Source organism: Pseudomonas sp. FP818 (genome assembly GCF_030687335.1).
Taxonomy (GTDB): Bacteria; Pseudomonadota; Gammaproteobacteria; order Pseudomonadales; family Pseudomonadaceae; genus Aquipseudomonas; species Aquipseudomonas shahriarae.
Genome location: NZ_CP117427.1, coordinates 2,451,785 through 2,472,097 on the forward strand (window position 1 = coordinate 2,451,785; position 20,313 = coordinate 2,472,097).

Annotated in this window: 18 protein-coding genes; 3 read left to right on the forward strand and 15 right to left on the reverse strand. The window is 60.1% G+C overall.

All coding sequences use genetic code 11. The features are described 5' to 3' along the window. Window positions 1–1,363: 1,363 nt before the first annotated feature. The 3 genes from PSH80_RS10925 to PSH80_RS10935 all read right to left on the reverse strand — a co-directional run bounded on the left by PSH80_RS10925 (window position 1,364) and on the right by PSH80_RS10935 (window position 4,159). Window positions 1,364–2,041, reverse strand: coding sequence for a GntR family transcriptional regulator (locus tag PSH80_RS10925; protein ID WP_170060708.1), 678 nt, complete (start codon window positions 2,039–2,041; stop codon window positions 1,364–1,366). Between the two features lie 15 nt (window positions 2,042–2,056). Continuing rightward, window positions 2,057–2,758 carry a FadR/GntR family transcriptional regulator gene (locus PSH80_RS10930; protein ID WP_057439669.1) on the reverse strand — a complete coding sequence of 234 codons (702 nt, stop codon included), beginning with the start codon at window positions 2,756–2,758 and terminating at the stop codon, window positions 2,057–2,059. A gap of 90 nt (window positions 2,759–2,848) precedes the next feature. Then, the gene (locus PSH80_RS10935) at window positions 2,849–4,159 is read right to left on the reverse strand and encodes a C4-dicarboxylate transporter DctA (RefSeq protein WP_057439668.1); all 1,311 of its coding nucleotides are present in this window, start codon (window positions 4,157–4,159) and stop codon (window positions 2,849–2,851) included. A 232-nt stretch (window positions 4,160–4,391) separates the two neighbouring features. Here PSH80_RS10935 and PSH80_RS10940 point away from each other — a divergent pair, with 232 nt between their 5' ends. Beyond that, window positions 4,392–5,021, forward strand: a complete 630-nt coding sequence (locus PSH80_RS10940) for a DNA-3-methyladenine glycosylase I (RefSeq protein WP_305420190.1) — start codon at window positions 4,392–4,394, stop codon at window positions 5,019–5,021. A gap of 29 nt (window positions 5,022–5,050) precedes the next feature. Here the strand turns inward: PSH80_RS10940 and PSH80_RS10945 are convergent, their stop codons facing one another. The 7 genes from PSH80_RS10945 to PSH80_RS10975 all read right to left on the reverse strand — a co-directional run bounded on the left by PSH80_RS10945 (window position 5,051) and on the right by PSH80_RS10975 (window position 11,258). Continuing rightward, window positions 5,051–6,484 (reverse strand): PLP-dependent aminotransferase family protein, encoded by a 1,434-nt coding sequence (locus PSH80_RS10945; RefSeq protein ID WP_305420192.1) that lies wholly within the window; start codon window positions 6,482–6,484, stop codon window positions 5,051–5,053. Window positions 6,485–6,649: 165 nt separating this feature from the next. Further along, window positions 6,650–7,417, reverse strand: coding sequence for an SDR family oxidoreductase (locus PSH80_RS10950; RefSeq protein ID WP_057439666.1), 768 nt, complete (start codon window positions 7,415–7,417; stop codon window positions 6,650–6,652). Window positions 7,418–7,434: 17 nt separating this feature from the next. Continuing rightward, the gene (locus PSH80_RS10955) at window positions 7,435–8,502 is read right to left on the reverse strand and encodes a phosphotransferase family protein (protein ID WP_120732624.1); all 1,068 of its coding nucleotides are present in this window, start codon (window positions 8,500–8,502) and stop codon (window positions 7,435–7,437) included. Between the two features lie 129 nt (window positions 8,503–8,631). Next, window positions 8,632–9,585, reverse strand: coding sequence for a 2-hydroxyacid dehydrogenase (locus PSH80_RS10960; RefSeq protein ID WP_057959824.1), 954 nt, complete (start codon window positions 9,583–9,585; stop codon window positions 8,632–8,634). 156 nt (window positions 9,586–9,741) lie between these two features. Then, window positions 9,742–10,173, reverse strand: coding sequence for a hypothetical protein (locus tag PSH80_RS10965; protein ID WP_057959823.1), 432 nt, complete (start codon window positions 10,171–10,173; stop codon window positions 9,742–9,744). Window positions 10,174–10,252: 79 nt separating this feature from the next. Continuing rightward, window positions 10,253–10,747: a DUF4822 domain-containing protein gene (locus tag PSH80_RS10970; RefSeq protein ID WP_057959822.1), complete on the reverse strand. Its 495-nt coding sequence runs from the start codon at window positions 10,745–10,747 to the stop codon at window positions 10,253–10,255. 316 nt (window positions 10,748–11,063) lie between these two features. Then, complete coding sequence (locus PSH80_RS10975) at window positions 11,064–11,258, reverse strand: hypothetical protein (protein WP_057959821.1); 195 nt, start codon at window positions 11,256–11,258, stop codon at window positions 11,064–11,066. 237 nt (window positions 11,259–11,495) lie between these two features. On the opposite strand from PSH80_RS10975, the gene PSH80_RS10980 reads away from it, so the two are divergent. Then, on the forward strand, window positions 11,496–12,773 hold the full coding sequence (locus PSH80_RS10980) for an HAAAP family serine/threonine permease (protein WP_198800162.1): 1,278 nt from the start codon (window positions 11,496–11,498) through the stop codon (window positions 12,771–12,773). A 42-nt stretch (window positions 12,774–12,815) separates the two neighbouring features. Here the strand turns inward: PSH80_RS10980 and PSH80_RS10985 are convergent, their stop codons facing one another. From PSH80_RS10985 to acnB, 5 genes are all read right to left on the reverse strand, one after another. Further along, a complete protein-coding gene (locus tag PSH80_RS10985) occupies window positions 12,816–13,394 on the reverse strand; it encodes an acyl-homoserine-lactone synthase (RefSeq protein WP_057439660.1) in 579 nt (192 codons plus the stop codon). A 27-nt stretch (window positions 13,395–13,421) separates the two neighbouring features. Further along, the gene (locus PSH80_RS10990; protein ID WP_198792526.1) at window positions 13,422–14,147 is read right to left on the reverse strand and encodes an autoinducer binding domain-containing protein; all 726 of its coding nucleotides are present in this window, start codon (window positions 14,145–14,147) and stop codon (window positions 13,422–13,424) included. 119 nt (window positions 14,148–14,266) lie between these two features. Next, window positions 14,267–15,538, reverse strand: a complete 1,272-nt coding sequence (locus tag PSH80_RS10995; RefSeq protein ID WP_273880213.1) for a glycosyltransferase — start codon at window positions 15,536–15,538, stop codon at window positions 14,267–14,269. Between the two features lie 25 nt (window positions 15,539–15,563). Further along, on the reverse strand, window positions 15,564–16,457 hold the full coding sequence (locus tag PSH80_RS11000; RefSeq protein ID WP_169961412.1) for an alpha/beta fold hydrolase: 894 nt from the start codon (window positions 16,455–16,457) through the stop codon (window positions 15,564–15,566). A 315-nt stretch (window positions 16,458–16,772) separates the two neighbouring features. After that, window positions 16,773–19,382 carry a bifunctional aconitate hydratase 2/2-methylisocitrate dehydratase gene (gene acnB / locus PSH80_RS11005; RefSeq protein WP_057439657.1) on the reverse strand — a complete coding sequence of 870 codons (2,610 nt, stop codon included), beginning with the start codon at window positions 19,380–19,382 and terminating at the stop codon, window positions 16,773–16,775. 395 nt (window positions 19,383–19,777) lie between these two features. Between acnB and PSH80_RS11010 the strand changes: the two genes are divergently transcribed. Beyond that, on the forward strand, window positions 19,778–20,248 hold the full coding sequence (locus PSH80_RS11010) for a DUF1289 domain-containing protein (RefSeq protein ID WP_057439656.1): 471 nt from the start codon (window positions 19,778–19,780) through the stop codon (window positions 20,246–20,248). Window positions 20,249–20,313 lie beyond the last annotated feature (65 nt).

Consider the following 20,313-nt stretch of genomic DNA (forward strand, 5'->3'; position numbering starts at 1 on the left):
GTACCAACATTCTCTGCCCCGCGCAGATCCCCTGTGGGAGCGGGCTTGCCCGCGATAGCGACAGTCCAGTCACTGTTGCTGGCAGCTGAACCACCGCCATCGCAGGCAAGCCAGCTCCCACATTTGATTTGTGGTGGTGCCAACATTCTCTGCCTCGCGCAGATCCCCTGTGGGAGCGGGCTTGCCCGCGATAGCGGCAGTCCAGTCACTACTTCTGGCAACTGACCCACCGCCATCGTAGGCAAGCCAGTTCCCACATTTGATTTGTGGTGGGGCCAAAATTCTCTGCCCCGCGCAGATCCCCTGTGGGAGCGGGCTTGCTCGCGAAAGCGGCAGTCCAGTCACTGTTTCTGGCGGCTGATCCACCGCCATCGCAGGCAAGCCAGCTCCCACATTTGATTTGTGGTGGTACCAACATTCTCTGCCCCGCGCAGATCCCCTGTGGGAGCGGGCTTGCCCGCGATAGCGGCAGTCCAGTCACTGTTGCTGGCGGCTGACTCACCGCCATCGCAGGCAAGCCAGCTACTACATTTGATTTGTGGTGGTACCAACATTCTCTGCCCCGCGCAGATCCCCTGTGGGAGCGGGCTTGCTCGCGAAAGCGGCAGTCCAGTCACTGTTTCTGGCGGCTGATACACCGCCATCGCAGGCAAGCCAGCTCCCACATTTGATTTGTGGTGGTACCAAAATTCTCTGCCCCGCGCAGATCCCCTGTGGGAGCGGGCTTGCTCGCGAAAGCGGCAGTCCAGTCACTGTTTCTGGCAACTGATCTACCGCCATCGCAGGCAAGCCAGCTCCCACATTTGATTTGTGGTGGTACCAACATTCTCTGCGCCGCGCAGATCCCCTGTGGGAGCGGGCTTGCCCGCGATAGCGGCAGTCCAGTCACTGTTGCTGGCGGCTGACTCACCGCCATCGCAGGCAAGCCAGCTACTACATTTGATTTGTGGTGGTACCAACATTCTCTGCCCCGCGCAGATCCCCTGTGGGAGCGGGCTTGCTCGCGAAAGCGGCAGTCCAGTCACTGTTTCTGGCAACTGATCTACCGCCATCGCAGGCAAGCCAGCTCCCACATTTGATTTGTGGTGGTACCAAAATTCTCTGCCCCGCGCAGATCCCCTGTGGGAGCGGGCTTGCTCGCGAAAGCGGCAGTCCAGTCACTGTTTCTGGCAACTGATCTACCGCCATCGCAGGCAAGCCAGCTCCCACATTTGATTTGTGGTGGTGCCAACATTCTCTGCCCCGCGCAGATCCCCTGTGGGAGCGGGCTTACCCGCGATAGCGACAGTCCAGTCACTGTTGCTGGCGGCTGACCCACCGCCATCGCAAGCAAGCCAGCTCCCACAGTTGAATCTCCATTGGCTTACGAGAGTTGTGCTTGCAGATGATCCAGATGTTGGGTCATCAGGCTTACGGCCGTGCCCCCATCCCTGCGCTCCAGTGCCTCGATCATCGCCGACTGCTCACGCCAGGTCCCGGCGAACGTTCCCTGTTGCGCAATGACCAGCGAGGTCAACGGCACCAGGCTATTGAGAAACTGCGCCAGTGGCCGATTCCCCGCAATGCTCGCCAGCAATAGGTGAAACTCGCCACACAGGCGGATGGCCGGGCCTTGCTGGCCCTGTTCGACGCACGCCCGTTGGCGCGCCACCAGTTCACGCAAGCGCCGCACCTGGCCGGGGCTGGCCTGTGCGCACGCCAATTGCACCACGGTCACTTCCATCAAGCGCCGCGCCTCGAGAATGTGTTGCACCTGCTGCGCATCGGGCGCCGCCACCTGGGCACGCAGGTTGGGGCGCAGGATGATCACTTGCTGCTCGGCCAGGCGCGCCAGGACCCGGCGCAGTACGCTGCGGCTGACGCCAAATTGTTCGGCCAGGCCTTCTTCGGTAAAGCGGCTGGTGGGCACGATGCGCTGTTCGAGGATGGCATCGAACAGCCGTGGGTAGAGGTCATCCACCGAGGGCCGTTTACCGGGCACCAGGCGCATGGGGGGCGGGGCGGTGACAACGTTAGTGCGTTGCAGGGCATGAGCGCTCATGGCCAGCCTCCAAAGTCAGTTGCCGAGATGGTCGTCGGGAATGTTCAGGGCGGTCCCCATGCGCTGGCCTTCGTTGAGGATATGGCGGCGCATTTCGGCGCTGGCCTGGGCGCTGTTCTTGCTGCGGATCGCGCGCACCACCGCTTCGTTTTCCTGCAGGCGCTCGGCCAGGTGTTCGGGGGAGTTGCGCAACACCTGGGCGCTTTGCTTGAGGGCGTTGCTAGTCTGCTGCACCACGTTCTGGAAGATCGGGTTGGAGGTCAGGGCGAACAGTTCTTCGTGGAAGGCGATGTAGGCGTTCATCCCCGCTTCACTGTCGTTGGCGTCCAGGGCTTCGCGCATGTCCATCAGGGTCAGGCGCAGTTGCCCGATTTCCTTGCTGGTGATGGACTGGGCCACCAGGCCGACGATAAACGGCTCCAGGGTGTAGCGCAGTTGCAGGATGTCGGCGAGGCTGGCGTCGGCCACGGCATCATGGGCTTGGGGCTCGTTGACGCTGGTTTCCAGCACGACCACGCCTTTGCCGGGCATCGAGCGCACCAGGCCGAGGGTTTCCAGGACGATCACGGCTTCGCGCAGGCTCGGGCGGCTGATGCCCAATTGTTCGGCCAGTTCGCGCTGGCCGGGGAGCATTTCGCCACGCCGCCATTGGCCTCGGGCCAGGGCGGCGCGTAGTTTTTCTACGACTGAATTGACGACGGTTGAGGTGCTGATCACGCCGGGCTCCTTATGTTGCAAACACAAACGGTAAAAATGGCGACGATTAACGGTGGGAGCGAGCAAGCCCGCTCCCACACTCGATCTGCGCTAGAACTCCTGGTGAGCCGGCAACACCGGCTTCTTGGCCTGGAACGCATACCCTTGCTGCCCCTCCAGCACCTTGTTGGCCCGTTGCAGATCAATGTCCTTTTCCCAGCGGGCAATGGCCACGGTGGCCACGCAGTTGCCGATCAGGTTGGTCAGTGCACGGCCAATCCCCATAAACCAGTCCACGGCCAACACCAGCACCAGGCCCACCACCGGGATGGCGGGAATGGCGGTGAGGGTCGCGGCCAGAATCACCAGGGCCGAGCCCGGTATGCCGTGGGCACCCTTGGAGGTGATCAGCGACACCAGCAGGATGGTCAGCAGATCGGTCATCGACAACGGCGTACCGGTGGCGTTGGCGATAAACACAATGGCCAGGGTCAGGTAGATCGAGAAACCATCGAGGTTGAACGAGTAACCGGTGGGGATCACCAGGCCGACGGTGGAACTGCCGATGCCCAGGTGCTCCAGTTTACGCATGATCTGTGGCAACACTGCATCGGATGACGCGGTGCCCATCACGATCAGCAGCTCTTCGCGCAGGTATTTGAGCAGCGGCAGCATGCGCAGGCCCGACAGGCGCATCACCGCGCCCAGGATCAGCGCGACAAACGCGATGCAGGTCAGGTAGAACAGACCCACCAGGCTGCCCAGGTGCTGTAGCGAATCCAGGCCATAGGTGCTGGTGGTAAAGGCGATGGCACCGAATACGCCGATGGGCGCCAGGCGCACGATCATGCCCATGATGCGGAAGATCACATGGCTCAGTTCGTTGATCAGTCGTGAAATGCCCGACGCCGCTTCCCCTACCAGGTTCAGCGCACTGCCGAACAGCACCGAGAACAACAGCACTTGCAGTACGTTGTTGTCGGCAAAGGCGCCGATCACCGAGTTGGGGATCAGGTCCATCAGGAACTGACTAGTGCCCTTGATATGTTGGCCACGATCCGCCAATTCATTGAGGCCGGCGGAAGACAGCTGTTCCAGATGGATATTGGCCCCGCTACCGATCCCGGTACTGAAGGCCAGCACCAGGCCCAGTACCAGGGCGATGGTGGTGAGGATTTCGAAATAGATCACCGACTTGAGGCCGATGCGCCCGACTTTTTTCAGGTCGCCAGCACCGGAAATGCCGCTGACCACCACGCAGAACACGATCAGGCCGATCAGCATCTTGATCAGCTTGATAAAGCCGTCACCCAGGGGTTTGAGTTGTGAGGAGAATTCGGGAAGGGCCAAGCCGCACGCGATGCCGAGCATCAGGCCTATGACGACTTGCAGGAAAATCGAACGCGAGCACCATCTGAGCATGGGAAGGATCTCTATTCGGTGCCCTGGTGGGTCCAGGGCTTAATTGTTGTGGTCTTACCGGTAAGTCCAGTGCGCGGCCAGTCTACGCTCGGTTTTTTGCAAACTACAAGGGGGGGAGGGGCTGTTTAGCTTGTCCGGTCTTACCAGTTGCTCGGTAACCGTGATGCTTGAGCGGTTGGCGGTCTGGAAAATTTTTCGCTTATCATCCCCGGCTTGGCTGCTGAGGTGATGCATGGACAAGCCTGGACTGACAACCGATGAAACGGGACTGACCCGTTGTACATGGCGAACGGCCGCTGCCGAGTACCCCGATTACCACGATCACGAATGGGGTGTACCGGTTGCCGATGATAGGGCGCTGTACGAGAAAATCTGCCTGGAAGGCTTCCAGGCCGGCATGGCGTGGATCACCATCCTGCGCAAGCGCGAGCATTTTCGCCGGGCGTTCGAGGGTTTTGATTTTCGCCGGGTGGCGCAGTACACCGAGCAGGATATCCAGCGCTTGATGGCCGACCCCGGCATTGTGCGTAACCGGGCGAAAATCCTCTCGACCCTCAACAATGCGCGCAGGGCCTGTGAACTGGTGGATGAATACGGCTCGCTGGCGGCCTGGTTGTGGGCATTCGAGCCGGCGGCCGACGAGCGCCCGGCGTTGGTGGACATGGCCTATTGGACGGGCAACTCGACGTCACCGGCGTCGGTACGCTTGTCCAAGGCCTTGAAGAAGCGCGGCTGGACATTCGTCGGGCCGACGACGATGTATGCATTCATGCAGGCGATGGGGATGGTCAATGACCACCTGGAAGGCTGCGCCTGTCGGCAGCCGATTGAAGACCTGCGCCGCCAGTTCAGGCGCCCCTGAGTCCTGAACTGGCAGGGCCTCCTTACTCCTCAGCCAATCTGCAACAGGATATCGCGCACCTTGTCCAGGGATGGGTCGATATCCAGGGTCTCGATGGCGCCGAAGCCGAAGATCAAGCCGCTACGCACCGGCGCCTGATGGAAAAACACGTCCAGTGGATACAGGCCGACTTCCACCTGGCGCGCCCGTTCGATCAGCAGGGGGATGTTCACGGGCACTTTGCACAGCGCGGCCAAGTGGAACCCGGCCACGCTGGGCACGGCTTCGAACCAGGGCGACAGGTCGCCGGCCAGGCGGCTGAGGATGCGTTCGCGGCGGGTGGTGTAGACCGCATGACAACGCCGAATGTGCTTGAGCAAATAGCCTTCGCTGATGAACTTGGCCAGGGCCCATTGCGGCAGTGTCGAGCTGTGCTGGTCGCTCAGTTGCTTGGCCTTGAGTACCGCGCCGCGGATGGCCGGTGGCAACACCGTGTAGCCCAGGCGCAGCTCTGGGAGCAGGGTCTTGGAGAAGGTTCCGACATAGGCGACGATGCCTCGTGTATCCATGCTTTGCAGGGCGTCAGTGGGGCGGCCTTCGTAGCGGAACTCACTGTCGTAGTCGTCCTCGATGACAATTGCGCCCAGCGCCAGCGCCCGTTTCAGCAGCGCTTCGCGGCGCGGCAGGCTCATGGGGATACGCAATGGAAACTGGTGGGACGGGGTGACGTAGATCAGTCGGGTGCCTTCGGGAATCAACTCGACCTGGATCCCTTGCGCGTCCAGCGGCACGCCGGCCACCGTGGCGCCCATGGCTTCGAAAAGCAGGCGCGCCGGGGCGTAGCCGGGGTCTTCCATGGCGACGATGCTGCCCGGTTCCAGCACCACGCGGGCGATCAGGTCCAGTGCCTGCTGGGCACCGTTGCACACCACAATGTCGTCGTCGCAGCAGTTGACCCCACGGGAAAAGGCGATATGCCCGGCAATCGCATTGCGCAAGGCCGGCAAGCCCTCGGGCTGGCCGTAGAAACCACTGTTTTTGGCAATGCGGCGCAGAGCGTCCTGGGTGCAACGTCGCCATTCGTCCTGGGGGAACAGGCTGCGGGTGGTGGCGCCACCGATGAACTCGCAGCGCAACGTGCTTTCGCGTGTCGGATGGCGCATGGGCGAGGGCAGGGCCTGCCACTTGGCCAGGTTGGCGGCGCAGGCCAGGTCGGCCGCACTTTGCAGGCCCTTTGGCCGCAGCGCATGGGGGGTGACGAAGGTGCCACGGCCGATCTTGCCGATCAGCAGGCCTTCGTAGGTCAGGGTGGTGTAGGTGTCGGACACGGTCTTGCGCGACACCCCCAACTGCTCGGCCAGCAAGCGGCTGGGGGGCAACTGCGCGCCAGCGGCCAGGCGTCCTGATTCAATCGCGTCGCGCAGTTGCTGGTAAAGCTGTTCGGCCAGGTCCTTGCGGCCCTGGATGACGACGTGCAGTTCCATGTTTCATTCCGAGGCGGCCAATTCTGCCAAGGTTACTCGTATGTACAGGCCGCGCCGATCAAAAATGTGGGAACGGGCTTGCTCGCGAAAGCAGTGGGTCAGTCAACATCAATGTTTGCTGGGCCGACGTCTTCGCGAGCAAGCCCGCTCCCACACAAGCGTGGGTCAGGAGAGGAAGCCACCGTCCACATTCAGCGAAACGCCCGTGGTGTAGGTCGAGGCATCGCTGGCCAGGTACAGCACCGCGCCGGCCATTTCGCTGGGGTCGGCCACGCGCTTGAGTGGGATCTGGGCCAGGGCCATGTTCAGGATCGACTCGTTTTTCACCAGGGCCGAGGCAAACTTGGTGTCGGTCAGGCCCGGCAGCAGGGCGTTGCAGCGGATGCCGAACGGCGCACATTCCTTGGCAAACACCTTGGTCATATTGATCACGGCGGCCTTGGTCACCGAGTAGATGCCCTGGAAGTGCCCCGGGGAAATGCCGTTGATCGAGGCCACGTTGATGATGCTGCCGCCACCGTTGTCACGCATCAGCTTGCCGGCTTCCACTGACATGAAGAAGTAGCCACGGATGTTCACGTCGACGGTTTTCTGGAACGCGCCGAGGTCGGTGTCCAGCACGTTGCAGAACTGGGGGTTGGTCGCGGCGTTGTTGACCAGGATGTCCAGGCGCCCGAACTGCTGGCGAATGCCGGCAAACACCTCGCTGATCTGCTCCATCTCGCCGATATGGCAGGCAATGGCCGTGGCCTTGCCGCCGGCGGCGATGATTGCATCGGCCACGTGCTGGCAGCCGTCGATCTTGCGGCTCGAGACAATCACGTGGGCACCTTGCTGGGCCAGCAGCTTGGCGATGGCCTCACCAATGCCACGGCTGGCCCCGGAAACAAACGCGATCTTGCCATCGAGGTCGAACAGATGAGTCTTGGACATGGTGGTTCCTTGTCGGGTCAGAGGGTGGATTTGTGGATGACGTTCAGACTCATCTGTTCCAGCAGCGTGTTCATGCGGATGAACTGCGCGAAACGTTTGTCCTGGGTCTGGCCATGGAAGAAGCGGTAGTAGATCTGCTGCACGATGCCGGCCAGACGGAACAGGCCGTAGGTGTAGTAGAAGTCGAAATTGTCGATCTGGATGCCGGAGCGCTCGGCGTAGTAATCGACAAACTGGCGGCGGGTCAGCATGCCGGGGGCGTTGCTCGGTTGGCGGCGCATCAGTTGCACGGGCGCCGGGTCGGCGGCTTCGATCCAGTAGGCGAGGCTGTTGCCCAGGTCCATCAGCGGGTCGCCCAGGGTGGTCAGCTCCCAATCCAGCACGCCAATGATTTGCATCGGGTTGTTGGGGTCGAGGATCACATTGTCGAAGCGATAGTCGTTGTGCACGATGCTCGAGGTCGGATGATCGGCGGGCATCTTGTCGTTGAGCCAGGCACGCACGGCTTCCCATTTCGGGGCGTCGGGGGTCAGGGCTTTTTCGTAGCGCTCGCTCCAGCCGCGAATCTGGCGTTGCACATAACCTTCAGGCTTGCCCAGGTCGGCCAGGCCGCACGCGCTGTAGTCGACCTGGTGCAGTTCGACGAACTTGTCGATAAAGCTCTTGCACAAGGCTTCGGTGCGCGCCGCGTCCAGGCCCAGCTCCGGCGGCAGGTCCGAGCGCAGGATGATGCCCTTGACCCGTTCCATCACGTAAAACTCGGCGCCGATCACCGATTCGTCGGTGCAGTGCACGTAGGCTTTGGGGCAATAGGGGAAGCCATCCTTGAGCTGGTTGAGGATGCGGAACTCACGGCCCATGTCATGGGCCGACTTGGCCTTGTGGCCAAACGGCGGGCGGCGCAGGACGAATTCCTGTTCGGGGTATTCCAGCAGGTAGGTCAGGTTGGAGGCGCCGCCTGGAAACTGGCTGATTCTGGCGCTGCCACTCAGGCCTGGGATATGGGCCTTGAGGTAGGGGTCGATGAGGCTGGCATCCAGTTCTTCGCCTGGGCGAATCTGGGTGGATTGGTCATTGAGCGCCATGCTTATCCCTTTTGCTTATTCTTGAGGCCTTGGACTATTGGCTAATCTAATGCGCACAGCCAACCTGCCACAAGGCTGTGGTGGCTTAATAGGCTAGCGTGTTGGACGACAATCAGCGTGCCTGATCGGTCATTTTTCGGGCGGGGGCAAGGCAACCGGTGTGAGTACCGGGCGCCCGGCGAAGTGTTCCACGAGGTTTTCGGCGACCCTTTGCACGGTGTCATGGGCCGCTTCGGGCGACAGGCCAGCGACATGGGAGGTGAGCACCGTATTGCCCAGGCGCTTGAGGGCGTCGGGCACCTGGGGCTCGTCGTCGAACACATCCAGGGCCGCGCCGCCGATACGGCGTTGCTCAAGGGCGGCCACCAGGTCGGCGGTCACCACCACGCTGCCGCGGCCGATGTTCACCAGGTAGCCGTGGGGTCCCAAGGCGTCCAGGGCCTGGCGGTCGATCAGGTGGTACGTGCCGACGCCGCCGGGGGTGGCCAGCACCAGAAAGTCCGAGTTACGCGCCAGTTCCACGGCGCTGGCGCAGTAGGTGTAGTCCACGTCATCGCGGGGCTGGCGGTTGTGATAACTGACTTCCATGCCAAACCCGAGGGCGGCGCGCCTGGCGATCTCCAGGCCTACCGCGCCGAGGCCGAGGATGCCCAGCTGTTTGCCGGCGAGGGACGGGCGCATCACCTTGGGCCATTCGCCACGTCGCACGGCCGCGTCTGTCTGGGGAATGCCGCGTACCAGCGCCAGCAACAAGGCCATGGCGTGGTCGGCCACTGAGGGCGCGTTTACCCCGGCACCGTTGGTGACCACAATCTTGCGATTGCTCGCCGCCTGCAGGTCGACATGCTCATAGCCGGCACCGATCACGCAGATGATTTCCAGCAGTGGCAGGGCGGCGATCTCCTCGGCATACAACCCCAGTGGACCACGGGTCAGCACGGCACGGATCTGCCCGCCATGGGTCTTGATCGCCTGGGCGCGTTCTGCGGGGGTTGGCGCCAGAATCACATGAAAGTCGTTGCTCTCGATGATGGGCAGGTATTCATTGATGGTTTCAACCAGGACCAGAACAGTGGCGGGCATGGGGCAGCTCTTGTTGTGGGGTTTGATCTCTGGAGTATGCGGTATTTTTTGTAGTACGAATGCCCGCAGATGAAAGATGCTTCCTCGATGGGAGGCCTTGGCATGGGGATGCCAGCGTCGGCGCAGGCTGCAGACGCTGGGCATTCGTGGGGGGCGTTACTGGGTTTGTCTTACCTTGTTCTGTTCTGCCTGGGCGATTTCCCGGAAATCATAGGTGGGGAAAAACTCGGTCCGGTAGGTGCCCCATGCAGCATTTTCCAGTGCCAGATTGACCGCTGACAACCGAGAGGCGGGTAGGCGCAGGACGATGACTTGGCCGATTCCCATGGTGATGTTCCAACTGACGACTTCTACTCCCTCCGGTGGAAATACTTTGTAGAAATCCTGCTTGGCGAGTTGCGCCCTTAGTTCGCTTAATGGGCGGGATTGATCATGTTTGAGAAATACCGTCAACATAATTGCATTTTCGGGTGTGGCGTGCGGTATTTTTGCTGTCGCGGGGGCTGAGGGTTGCGCATTGGCGCCGCTGGAAAGAAGGGCGGACAACCATACGGTGGATATTAATAACGACTTGAGTTGAGTTTTCATAAGAGGCGTCTTTTTATTGTTTTATGGATTTTTGAAGTAAGTAGTCAAAGCCTGATGGTATCTGGCAGGTCAAGAATACTCAGTGGGAGGTGGAGGTTTTGATCGGCCCGTTGTAAGGCGCATGGACCACGTAGATACGAACTTTCTCGTTGGTCTCGACCATGTCCCGGGGCACTTCCCGCGAATAGGTGAACTCTTGGTTGTTGAGGACCTCAAGCCGCCTGACCACTGTTCTGGCAGGGCCCTTGTCTGGTACCAGGATATGGGTGGTTTTGTCGCCTGTGACCAGAAAGTAACCGCCACCGCCATTGTCATACTTTGACAGCCCGGTGTCGGCATAGAAAAACTCATAGCGATTACGCTCGGGGTCCCACATGGAGATGCCAACCACGCCCGGATACTTGTCCTTGACGTCAATTTGCGGGGCGCCTTCTATATAGACTTTGGTGGTCAGCCACTGGGGCGAAGAAGCGAGTGCGCGGATGTCGGAGTTTGTCGATTGTGCCTGGCTGGAAAGTGGAGCGAGCAGTCCAGCGAGAAGTAGACCTGTAAAAACGGCATGGCATTTTCGCATTAGATAATTCCTACATGGGGCATGGGTTTTTATTCTTGTATTTGGTTGGGTATTGCTTGGGCCCGGCAGTGACGGAATATAAATGTGCTGGCAGGTGCTATCAATGCCTGGGTATATGTTTGTAACAAATCCATGGGCAATCATTTAAAAAATATTCAAATGCTCGCTGTGAAGTAGGGGGATTCCTACAAATAAGCTGGTGAGATATAGATTGCGATAAGTATATAAATTCTATGTTTAAAGGGGCGGCTATCTATAGGGTTGTTGCCTGATTAAACGCATTTGCGCCACCCCCATTCCTCAGTTTCGCCAATCTTTAGCCGATTCGCGGGGTGGGTATCAGTGTGTTGCGAGGCTTGGGCGCGGCGGCGTATTCAATGCCGTTGAATGTGAAGGTGTCAGACTGTTGTTGCTTGGGCTTGTCTTGGGTAGCGATTTGATCGGCGATGTGGGTCGATACGCTATCGACCAACTGGCCAGCGTTGAAAATGTTCAGGCTTGAAGTCGTCATGCTTGAATCTCCAGGTTTTGTAGTAGAGCTTGCACTGAGTGGGCGATGGGGGCGTAACGTTCCTGATTCCAACAATTTGTGGTCAATCGACTGGCTCTGCTCCGTACAACCATTCCTCAGCTAAGTCTTTGCTTATTCAAGTGAATCCCGGACAATCGCGCCCCTGTTACGGTCGTGGCGCTGCCTGTCAGGTTTTTCTGACTCGCCGCGATCGTATGAAAGTGGAGAACCGAGCGGATGAATGATCAGGCCAATAGCGTCGATGAACGCTACGCAACGACACCTGTAACCCTCACGGGCTGGAGCCGCCAGGACACGACCTGGATGCTTGGCCTGTTCGGCACGGCGATTGGCGCCGGCACCTTGTTTCTGCCCATCAACGCAGGCCTGGGCGGCTTCTGGCCGTTGCTGATCCTCGCGCTGTTGGCGTTCCCCATGACCTACTACGCACACCGTGGCCTGACCCGCTTTGTGCTGTCGGGGCGTGCGGGCTCGGACATCACTGAGGTGGTTGAAGAGCATTTCGGCATCAAGGCCGGTGCTTTGATCACCTTGCTGTACTTCTTTGCGATCTTCCCGATCCTGCTGATCTACAGCGTGGCGCTGACCAATACCGTCGCAAGCTTTATGTCGCACCAACTGCACATCGAGCCACCGCCACGGGCGCTGCTGTCGTTTGTGCTGATCCTGGGCCTGCTGGCCGTGGTGCGTTGCGGCGAGCAGGTGATCGTCAAGGCCATGAGCCTGATGGTCTATCCGTTTATTGTTGCCTTGCTGTTTCTGGCGGTGTACCTGGTTCCGCACTGGAATGGCGGCATCCTCAGCACGGCCAGCACCGTTCCGGCACCGTCGGCGCTGCTGCACACCCTGTGGCTGGCGATTCCGGTGATGGTGTTCTCGTTCAACCACTCGCCGATCATCTCGGCCTTCGCCGTTGACCAGAAACGCCAGTACGGCGCCCACGCCGAAGAGCGCAGCTCGCAGATCCTGTCCCTTGCCCACTTGTTGATGGTGGCGATGGTGATGTTCTTCGTGTTCAGCTGTGTGCTGACCCTGTCACCGGCCCAACTGGCCGAAGCCAAGGCGCAGAACCTGTCGATCCTGTCTTACCTGGCTAACCACTTCGATAACCCGACCATCGCCTTTGCTGCGCCATTGATTGCGTTTGTGGCGATTGCCAAGTCGTTCCTGGGCCACTACATCGGCGCCAGCGAAGGCCTCAAGGGCCTGATCGTCAAGAGCGGCCGCCGCCCGGGCGCCAAGGCCCTGGACCGCATGACTGCTGGCTTTATGCTGGTGGTGTGCTGGATCATCGCCACCCTGAACCCGAGCATCCTGGGGATGATCGAGACCCTGGGTGGGCCGATCATTGCTTCGATCCTGTTCCTGATGCCGATGTACGCGATCCGCAAGGTGCCGGCCATGGCCAAGTACCGTGGGCAGATGTCCAATGTGTTCGTGACCCTGGTCGGCCTGGTCGCCATCTCCTCGCTGATTTACTCGCTGATCCCTTGATGTGATCAGCGCCGGCGACCTCGGCGTTACTCATATCTCTAGCTAGGCAACGGCCGAATCAGCGTGCAGCGCGATTCGGCCGTTTTTCTGCCAGGCCGGAAAACTCAGTGCTACCACATGGTCGTTGTTCACGCGTTGCGGGGCGCCGAGGCGACTCAATTGCACGCCATTTTTCAGGAAATAACGCTCCAGCGCTGGAGTGGTCACTGCCACCACCTGATTGGCGCCGTGGCTCCAGGCATGGTGCAGGCTGTTCCACCAGACGCGCATCGGTAGGGTACCTTTCTCCAGGGCGCGGGCGGCAAAGCGCGACACTTCCCAGGTGTCACGGCTGCGCGGGCTTGGCTGGTCGCACAGAAACCCGAAGACTTCCGACAGCAGATAAGGTTGGGTGGTCGGCAACAGCCGTGCGCAACCGCAGACCTGGCCTTTTGTGTCCAGGGCGAGGATATGGCGCGTGTCGGCCTGGTCGAACTGATCGAATTCACGTTGGGGCCGGGCGTGGGTGGAGTCCAGCTGCCAACCCAGTTGCTCGATGAACACTTCGTGTCGATAGCGGCCCAGGTCGTCCTCAAGGGCTGCAGACAGTTCATGGTGATGGCGGGTGATGATGCTGATCATTGGATGTCCTTATCGTGATCGTCGGGCCTAGATCAGGCCCAGTGCGGCGGCATAGGCAGCCGCCAGTGTCTTGTTGGCTGCGCCGAATTTCTTCTGGATGGCCTTGAGGTGAAAGTTCACCGTGTTGATGGAGATGGTCAGGATCAGCGCGATCTCGCCTGAACTCTTGCCGTCGGCGGTCCACTGCAAAATTTCCCGCTCACGCAGGCTGAGGCAGACCGACGGGTGGGCGCGTTCGTTATGGCCCAGATCTGTCAGGCGCAGCGTCACCTGTTCGAGGATGCAGCGCAGGCGCAATTGAATCTCGTCGCTTTCAGCCCGCGAAATAGGATCCTGGCGCCGGGCCACGGACAGTACCCGCAGCGAGTGATCGTGGCTGCGAATCGGCAGCGTGGCGCCGATGCACAGACCCCAGTCCCGAGCTTCCAGCCATAGCTTGCGGCTGTTTTCAAACAGTGCGTCGTTCCACAGCACCATCTCGGTGGAACGCAAGCCACTGAGGATCGACGGATCGACAGCCGCGTAGTTTTGCTCCTGGTAATGTTCCAGCCACCTTTCGGGGTAAGAGCCGTGAATCTCGGTTTTTGGTCGGGTAAAAGGGGTCAGGTGGCGTACGGCATAGGCGTAATACTCGAACCCCAATTGCAACACTTCCCGCTCAAGCAGCGCGAACACTTGTGCTCCTCCCTGTTGCTTGAGCATCTCTATCCGCAAGCGATTCCACCAGCGGATGAGGTCGTTTTCCTTCTCCATGGACAGTCGCCTCGATTCCTGGAACCTTTGGCAATCTAGCCCACGTGATCTTTCTGTCAAACTTTTCCGGTGCTTTGCCGACGGCTCTGGCACGGCACTTTTGCCCAAGAGGCCGGTGTTTATGACGCTTGGCGCAGGCGAGGTATTGAATGGTGCGCGTGGCACTGTTCAATGGCCTTGACCGCTGTTTCACAGGACGCCGCATCGGCGGGCATCAGGCTGCTCGCCCGAGCACAGGCCTGTTGCAATCGGGTGTCGTGTAGCAGCGCTGTGATCGCCCCTTGCAGGTCTTGTCTGTCCAAGGGCAGGGCAAGACGTATTCCGCACCCCATGCGCACCAGTCGTTCGGCGTTATCGAACTGGTCATGGGCGATCGGCAGGACAATCTGTGGGATGCCGGCAGCCAGCGCCAGGCTCATGGCGCCAATGCCGCCGGGGTGGACCAGCCCGGCTGCGCGGGGCAGCAGCGAACTCATCGGCAAAAACGGACGTTGCATCACCGTGGGCGGCAAATCGCTGGTGACCGGCCGATCACTGGTCAGAAAAATACCGCGTGCGCCGACCCTGTGCAGCGCTTCCAGGGCAAAGCGATAAAACTGCTGGTCAAAGTGCTCAGTGGAACCTTGGGTGAAAACCACGGGGGCCGGTCCGGCATCGAGGAAGGCCCGAGTCTGTTCATCGAGCCCCAGGGTGCCACCGTCGAACAGTGGGAAGCCGGCCATGTGCAGGGGCTGCGGCCAGTCTTGCTGGACGGGGGCGAACCATTCGGGGAACAGGCAAATCACGCCTTGGGGGGCATGCATCCATTGGCTGAAGATGTTCTTCACCGCGCCCGGCAATCCGTGTTTGCGGCGCAGGGCATTGATTTGTGGGGCACAGGTCCGGTCCAGGCTCAGGTATTCGATCCCGCGCCAGAGCAATTTGCGCACCGTCAAGGGCAGGCGACGTGACACATTGAAAGTGGGGTGTACAGGCGGTAAATGTGCCGACAGTAGGGTTGAAGGGGACACTTGGACCGAGAGGTAAGGGAAACCGTATTTTTCATGGGCAATACGTGCACCCAGGGCCCACAGCGAGCCGACCACTACCATATCATCAGTGTTATGCGCGGTTACATAATCGTAGACCGGCTCTAATAGGCCTGCGATGGCTTGCCACAACACGCTGAAGGAAGTCTTCGGATCCCACAGGCGGGGATCGCCCATGGCAGCGTTGTAGGTCGCCTCATCGCATAACGGCACGAAGTCCAGGCCCCGGGCCTCGATGGTGTGTTGAAACGCCGGCATGCTGCACAAGGTCACCTGATGACCGCGCAGGGTCAGTGCTGCGCCCAGGCCGATAAAGGGAAAAACGTCGCCGGCCGAACCGATGGCAATCATGATTACTCGCATCATCCACATCCTTGTTCAAAAGTGCTCAGGCGAAGCTCAACTGCGTTCGGTGAGGGGGCGCCATGCAAAACGCCTCTGGCCGGGCGTCGCGATGCGTCAGCAAATGGCCGAGCAACGCGCGGTGCACGCCGTTGGCCGCAGCCCTGGATTCCAGATCCAGAAAGTGCCCGCTGCTCTCGGCCGTGGAGAAGCTGCAGTCGCGGATGTACTGCTTGAAGCGCTGCACGTCCATGGCGCTGGTGTATTCGTCCCAGGCACCGTTCAAAAAGTGCACGTGGCTGTCGATGTTCGAAAGCTGGGGCAGGTATGCCCCTTCATTGAGCTTGAGGGCCTGGTCGATATGGAATCGCGCCTGATGCTGCTCGGCGTTGATCAACTGCGCCATGTGCTGTTGATTGGCGCTCTTGAGGCGGGGCGGCAGGTGCTTGCCCAGCGTCTGGTTGAGCAAGTGCCCGATACCCGCGTTGTCATCCCGGGCCATGAGTGCCTGGGCGCCGCTGACGTAGTCGAGCATCGGACCATTGAGGCCGGGAGCGAATGACATCACCACCGAGCTTTCGACGTTGTCCGGCTTCTGGGCGAGGGCCAGCAAGGTCGACAGGCCGCCCCAGGATGCGGAAACCAGATGGTGAATATTGAAGCCTTCGATCAAGGCCAGCAGGATCTGGACTTCATCGTCCTTGGTCACCAGGCACCGATTCGGGTTGTGAGCCCGGGAGTTTCCGGCGAATGGCAAGTCAAACAGCACCACGTTGAAGTGTTCGGCCAGGCACTTGCTGGTACGGGCAAAGGCCGAGGTTGTGGCCATGGCGCCATTGACCAGCAGCACATTCTTTTTATCGGGGGCATCGCCGATTTGTTCCACCGACACCGCATAGTCCTTGAAGACGTTCTTGATCACATATTGATTGCGCCACATAACACACCTCCATTAAGCACTTAAAAACGGGTGAGAGCGCCCCTGCCACCGGGTACGGGCATCGACGACGAGGCTTGGCTGTTTTTATTAGAAGTCGTACGGCATACAGCGCGAGTACATCCAAAGCAGGCGGATCCCATGACGCGGGCATCAGGGTGTGGAGAGTTTCGGCCTTCAAGGCGCGGCGGGACAACTACCTGATCTGGTAGGTCGTTGGAGAAAGGCCGTCGACAGCCAGTGCCCGGCAGGTTTTTCCAGGCATAAAAAAACGCCGCGTATCTTGCGATACGCGGCGTTCTTCACATCAACACACCGTTAGGCTTGAACCACCGGAATGTTGGCGCTTGCTGCGATTTTACGGAACTCGGCGATCTGGTCGAAGTTCAGGTAGCGGTAGACGTCACTGGCCATGGTGTCCAGTTTCGCTGCGTAGCCCATGTACTCTTCGACGGTCGGCAGGCGACCCAGGGTGGAGGCGACTGCCGCCAGCTCGGCCGATGCCAGGTAGACGTTCGCGCCATCACCCAGACGGTTCGGGAAGTTACGGGTCGAAGTCGATACTACGGTCGAATTCGGCTCAACACGTGCCTGGTTACCCATGCACAGCGAGCAGCCCGGCATTTCCATGCGCGCGCCAGCCTTGCCGTAGATGCCGTAGTAGCCTTCTTCGGTCAGTTGGTGAGCGTCCATCTTGGTCGGCGGCGACAGCCACAGACGGGTTGGCAGCTGACCCTTGACCTGTTCCAGCAGCTTGCCGGCAGCGCGGAAGTGACCGATGTTGGTCATGCACGAACCGATAAACACTTCGTCGATCTTCTCGCCAGCAACGCTGGACAGCAGACGGGCGTCGTCCGGGTCGTTTGGCGCGCAGAGGATTGGCTCGTTGATTTCGGCCAGGTCGATCTCGATGACTTCGGCGTATTCGGCGTCGGCATCGGCTTCCATCAGCTCAGGGTTGGCAACCCAGGCTTCCATCGCTTGGGCACGACGTTCCAGGGTACGCGCATCACCGTAGCCTTCACCGATCATCCAGCGCAGCAGGGTGATGTTGGAGTTCAGGTACTCGGTGACGGAGTCTTTCGACAGCTTGATGGTGCAACCGGCAGCCGAACGTTCGGCCGAGGCGTCGGACAGCTCGAAAGCCTGCTCCAGCGTCAGGTCGTTCAGGCCTTCGATTTCCAGGATGCGGCCGGAGAAGGCGTTTTTCTTGCCTTTCTTCTCAACGGTCAGCAGGCCGGACTGGATTGCGTAGTAAGGAATGGCATGAACCAGGTCACGCAGGGTGATGCCAGGTTTCATCTTGCCTTTGAAACGCACCAGGATCGACTCAGGCATGTCCAGTGGCATTACGCCAGTGGCTGCGGCGAACGCTACCAGGCCAGAACCGGCCGGGAACGAAATGCCCATCGGGAAACGGGTGTGGGAGTCACCACCGGTACCCACGGTGTCCGGCAGCAGCATGCGGTTCAGCCAGCTGTGGATGATGCCGTCGCCTGGACGCAGCGATACACCGCCACGGGTCATGATGAAGTCAGGCAGGGTGTGGTGGGTGGTCACGTCGATCGGCTTTGGATAGGCCGCGGTGTGGCAGAAGGACTGCATCACCAGATCGGTGGAGAAGCCCAGGCACGCCAGGTCTTTCAGTTCGTCACGGGTCATTGGACCGGTGGTGTCCTGGGAACCCACGGTGGTCATCTTCGGTTCGCAGTAGGTACCTGGACGAACGCCTTTGCCTTCCGGCAGGCCGCAGGCCTTGCCGACCATTTTCTGGGCCAGGGTGAAACCCTTGCCAGTGTCGACCGGTGCTTCAGGCAGCTTGAACAGGTCGGTAGGGCCAAGACCCAGCTCAGCGCGAGCCTTGTCGGTCAGGCCACGGCCGATGATCAGCGGGATACGGCCGCCGGCACGGACTTCGTCCAACAGGACCGGGGTCTTCATTTCGAAGGTGGTCAGGACTTCGTCGGTGCCGTGTTTGCAGACTTTGCCAGCATGCGGGTACAGGTCGATCACGTCGCCCATGTGCATGTTGGTGACGTCGAATTCGATTGGCAGTGCGCCAGCATCTTCCATGGTGTTGTAGAAGATGGGAGCGATCTTGCTGCCGAAGCAGAAGCCACCAGCGCGCTTGTTAGGCACGTACGGGACGTCGTCGCCGAAGAACCACAGCACCGAGTTGGTTGCCGACTTACGGGACGAACCGGTACCGACCACGTCACCGACGTAAGCGATCGGGAAGCCCTGGCCGCGCATTTCTTCGATCTGCTTCATCGGGCCGGTCTTGCCTTGCTCGTCCGGCACGATGCCTTCACGGGCCATTTTCAGCATGGCCAGGGCGTGCAGCGGGATGTCAGGACGGGACCAGGCATCGGGAGCAGGGGACAGGTCGTCGGTGTTGGTTTCGCCGGTGACCTTGAACACGCGCAGGCTGATCTTGTCGGCCAGGGTCGGGCGGTTCTTGAACCACTCGCCGTCGGCCCAGGACTGGATCACTTCCTTGGCGTGCGTGTTGCCGTTCTTGGCTTTTTCCGCGACGTCGTGGAATGCATCGAACATCAGCAGGGTGTGCTTGAGCTGGGCAGCAGCAACGGCGGCCAGTTCAGCGTCGTCCAGCAGCTCGACCAGGGTCACGATGTTGTAGCCGCCTTGCATGGTGCCAAGCAGTTCAACCGCGCGCTTTTTGTCGATCAGGGGGGAAGACACTTCGCCCTTGGCCAGGGCAGACAGGAAACCGGCCTTGACGTAGGCAGCTTCGTCAACGCCTGGTGGAATGCGGTTGGTGATCAGGTCAACGAGAAACTCTTCTTCGCCAGCCGGGGGATTTTTCAGCAGCTCGACCAGGCCTGCGGTTTGTTCGGCGTTTAGCGGCTGGGGAACGATACCCAGGGCTGCACGCTCTTCGATATGTTTGCGGTAGGCTTCAAGCACAGTTATTACCCTCATCAGTGGTCCCACGGGACGCTCATCCAGACATGCACGGCACGCATGCGCTCGGGGGCTTTTTGGGCCGTAGAGCCAGCGCTGCCGGCATTTCTCACAGAAGCTGCTTTCAAAGTTTTACGCCTGCAGAACGGAGCTGATGAGGGTTGGTGCTGGTCATTTGGAGGGTAAATAACCAGCGCCAACACCGTTCTGAAGGAACGACTGTGCTCGTGACGCTTTGAAAACAGCTTCCAACGGATTATTTGGCGCCTTACAAGGCCGGATGATTCTACGGCAAAAAATTTCTAAAGGTAAGTTGCCGCAGCAAGTTTGCAGGGTGATGAACCTTAGACAAAGGGCTAACATGGGCCACTGTTTCGCTGATTTGTGCGTTGTCACCCATGCCCAACCAAACCATCAAGACCCCCTGCATCGGCCTGTGCTCCACGGTTTACGGCGATCTCGTGTGCCGCGGCTGCAAGCGTTTCCACCACGAAGTGATCCAGTGGAACGGCTATGGCGAGGAAGAAAAACGCGCAGTTTGGCTGCGGCTTGAGCAACTGCTGGTGCAGGTCATGGCGGGCAAGCTGGAAGTATTCGACCCCAAACGGCTGCGCTGGCAACTCGAACAGCGAAAAATCCGCTTTGTGCCGCACCAGTCGGAATACTGCTGGGCCTACCAGTTGATCGCCCGTGGCGCGCGGGTGATCAACAACCTGGAAGCCTATGGCATGGTGCTGATGCCGGAGTTTCGCGACTGGAACCTGCCGGAACTGCGTGATGCCATTGATCGGGAGTTTTTTATCCTGTCCGAGGCGCATTACCAGCGCTATATCGCCCCTGGCTTCCTCAAGGATGCACTAGGTCACTGACTGTCGCCGATCAACATGTGGGAGCGGGCTTGCCCGCGATGGCGGCGTGTCAGTCAGGCATCTAT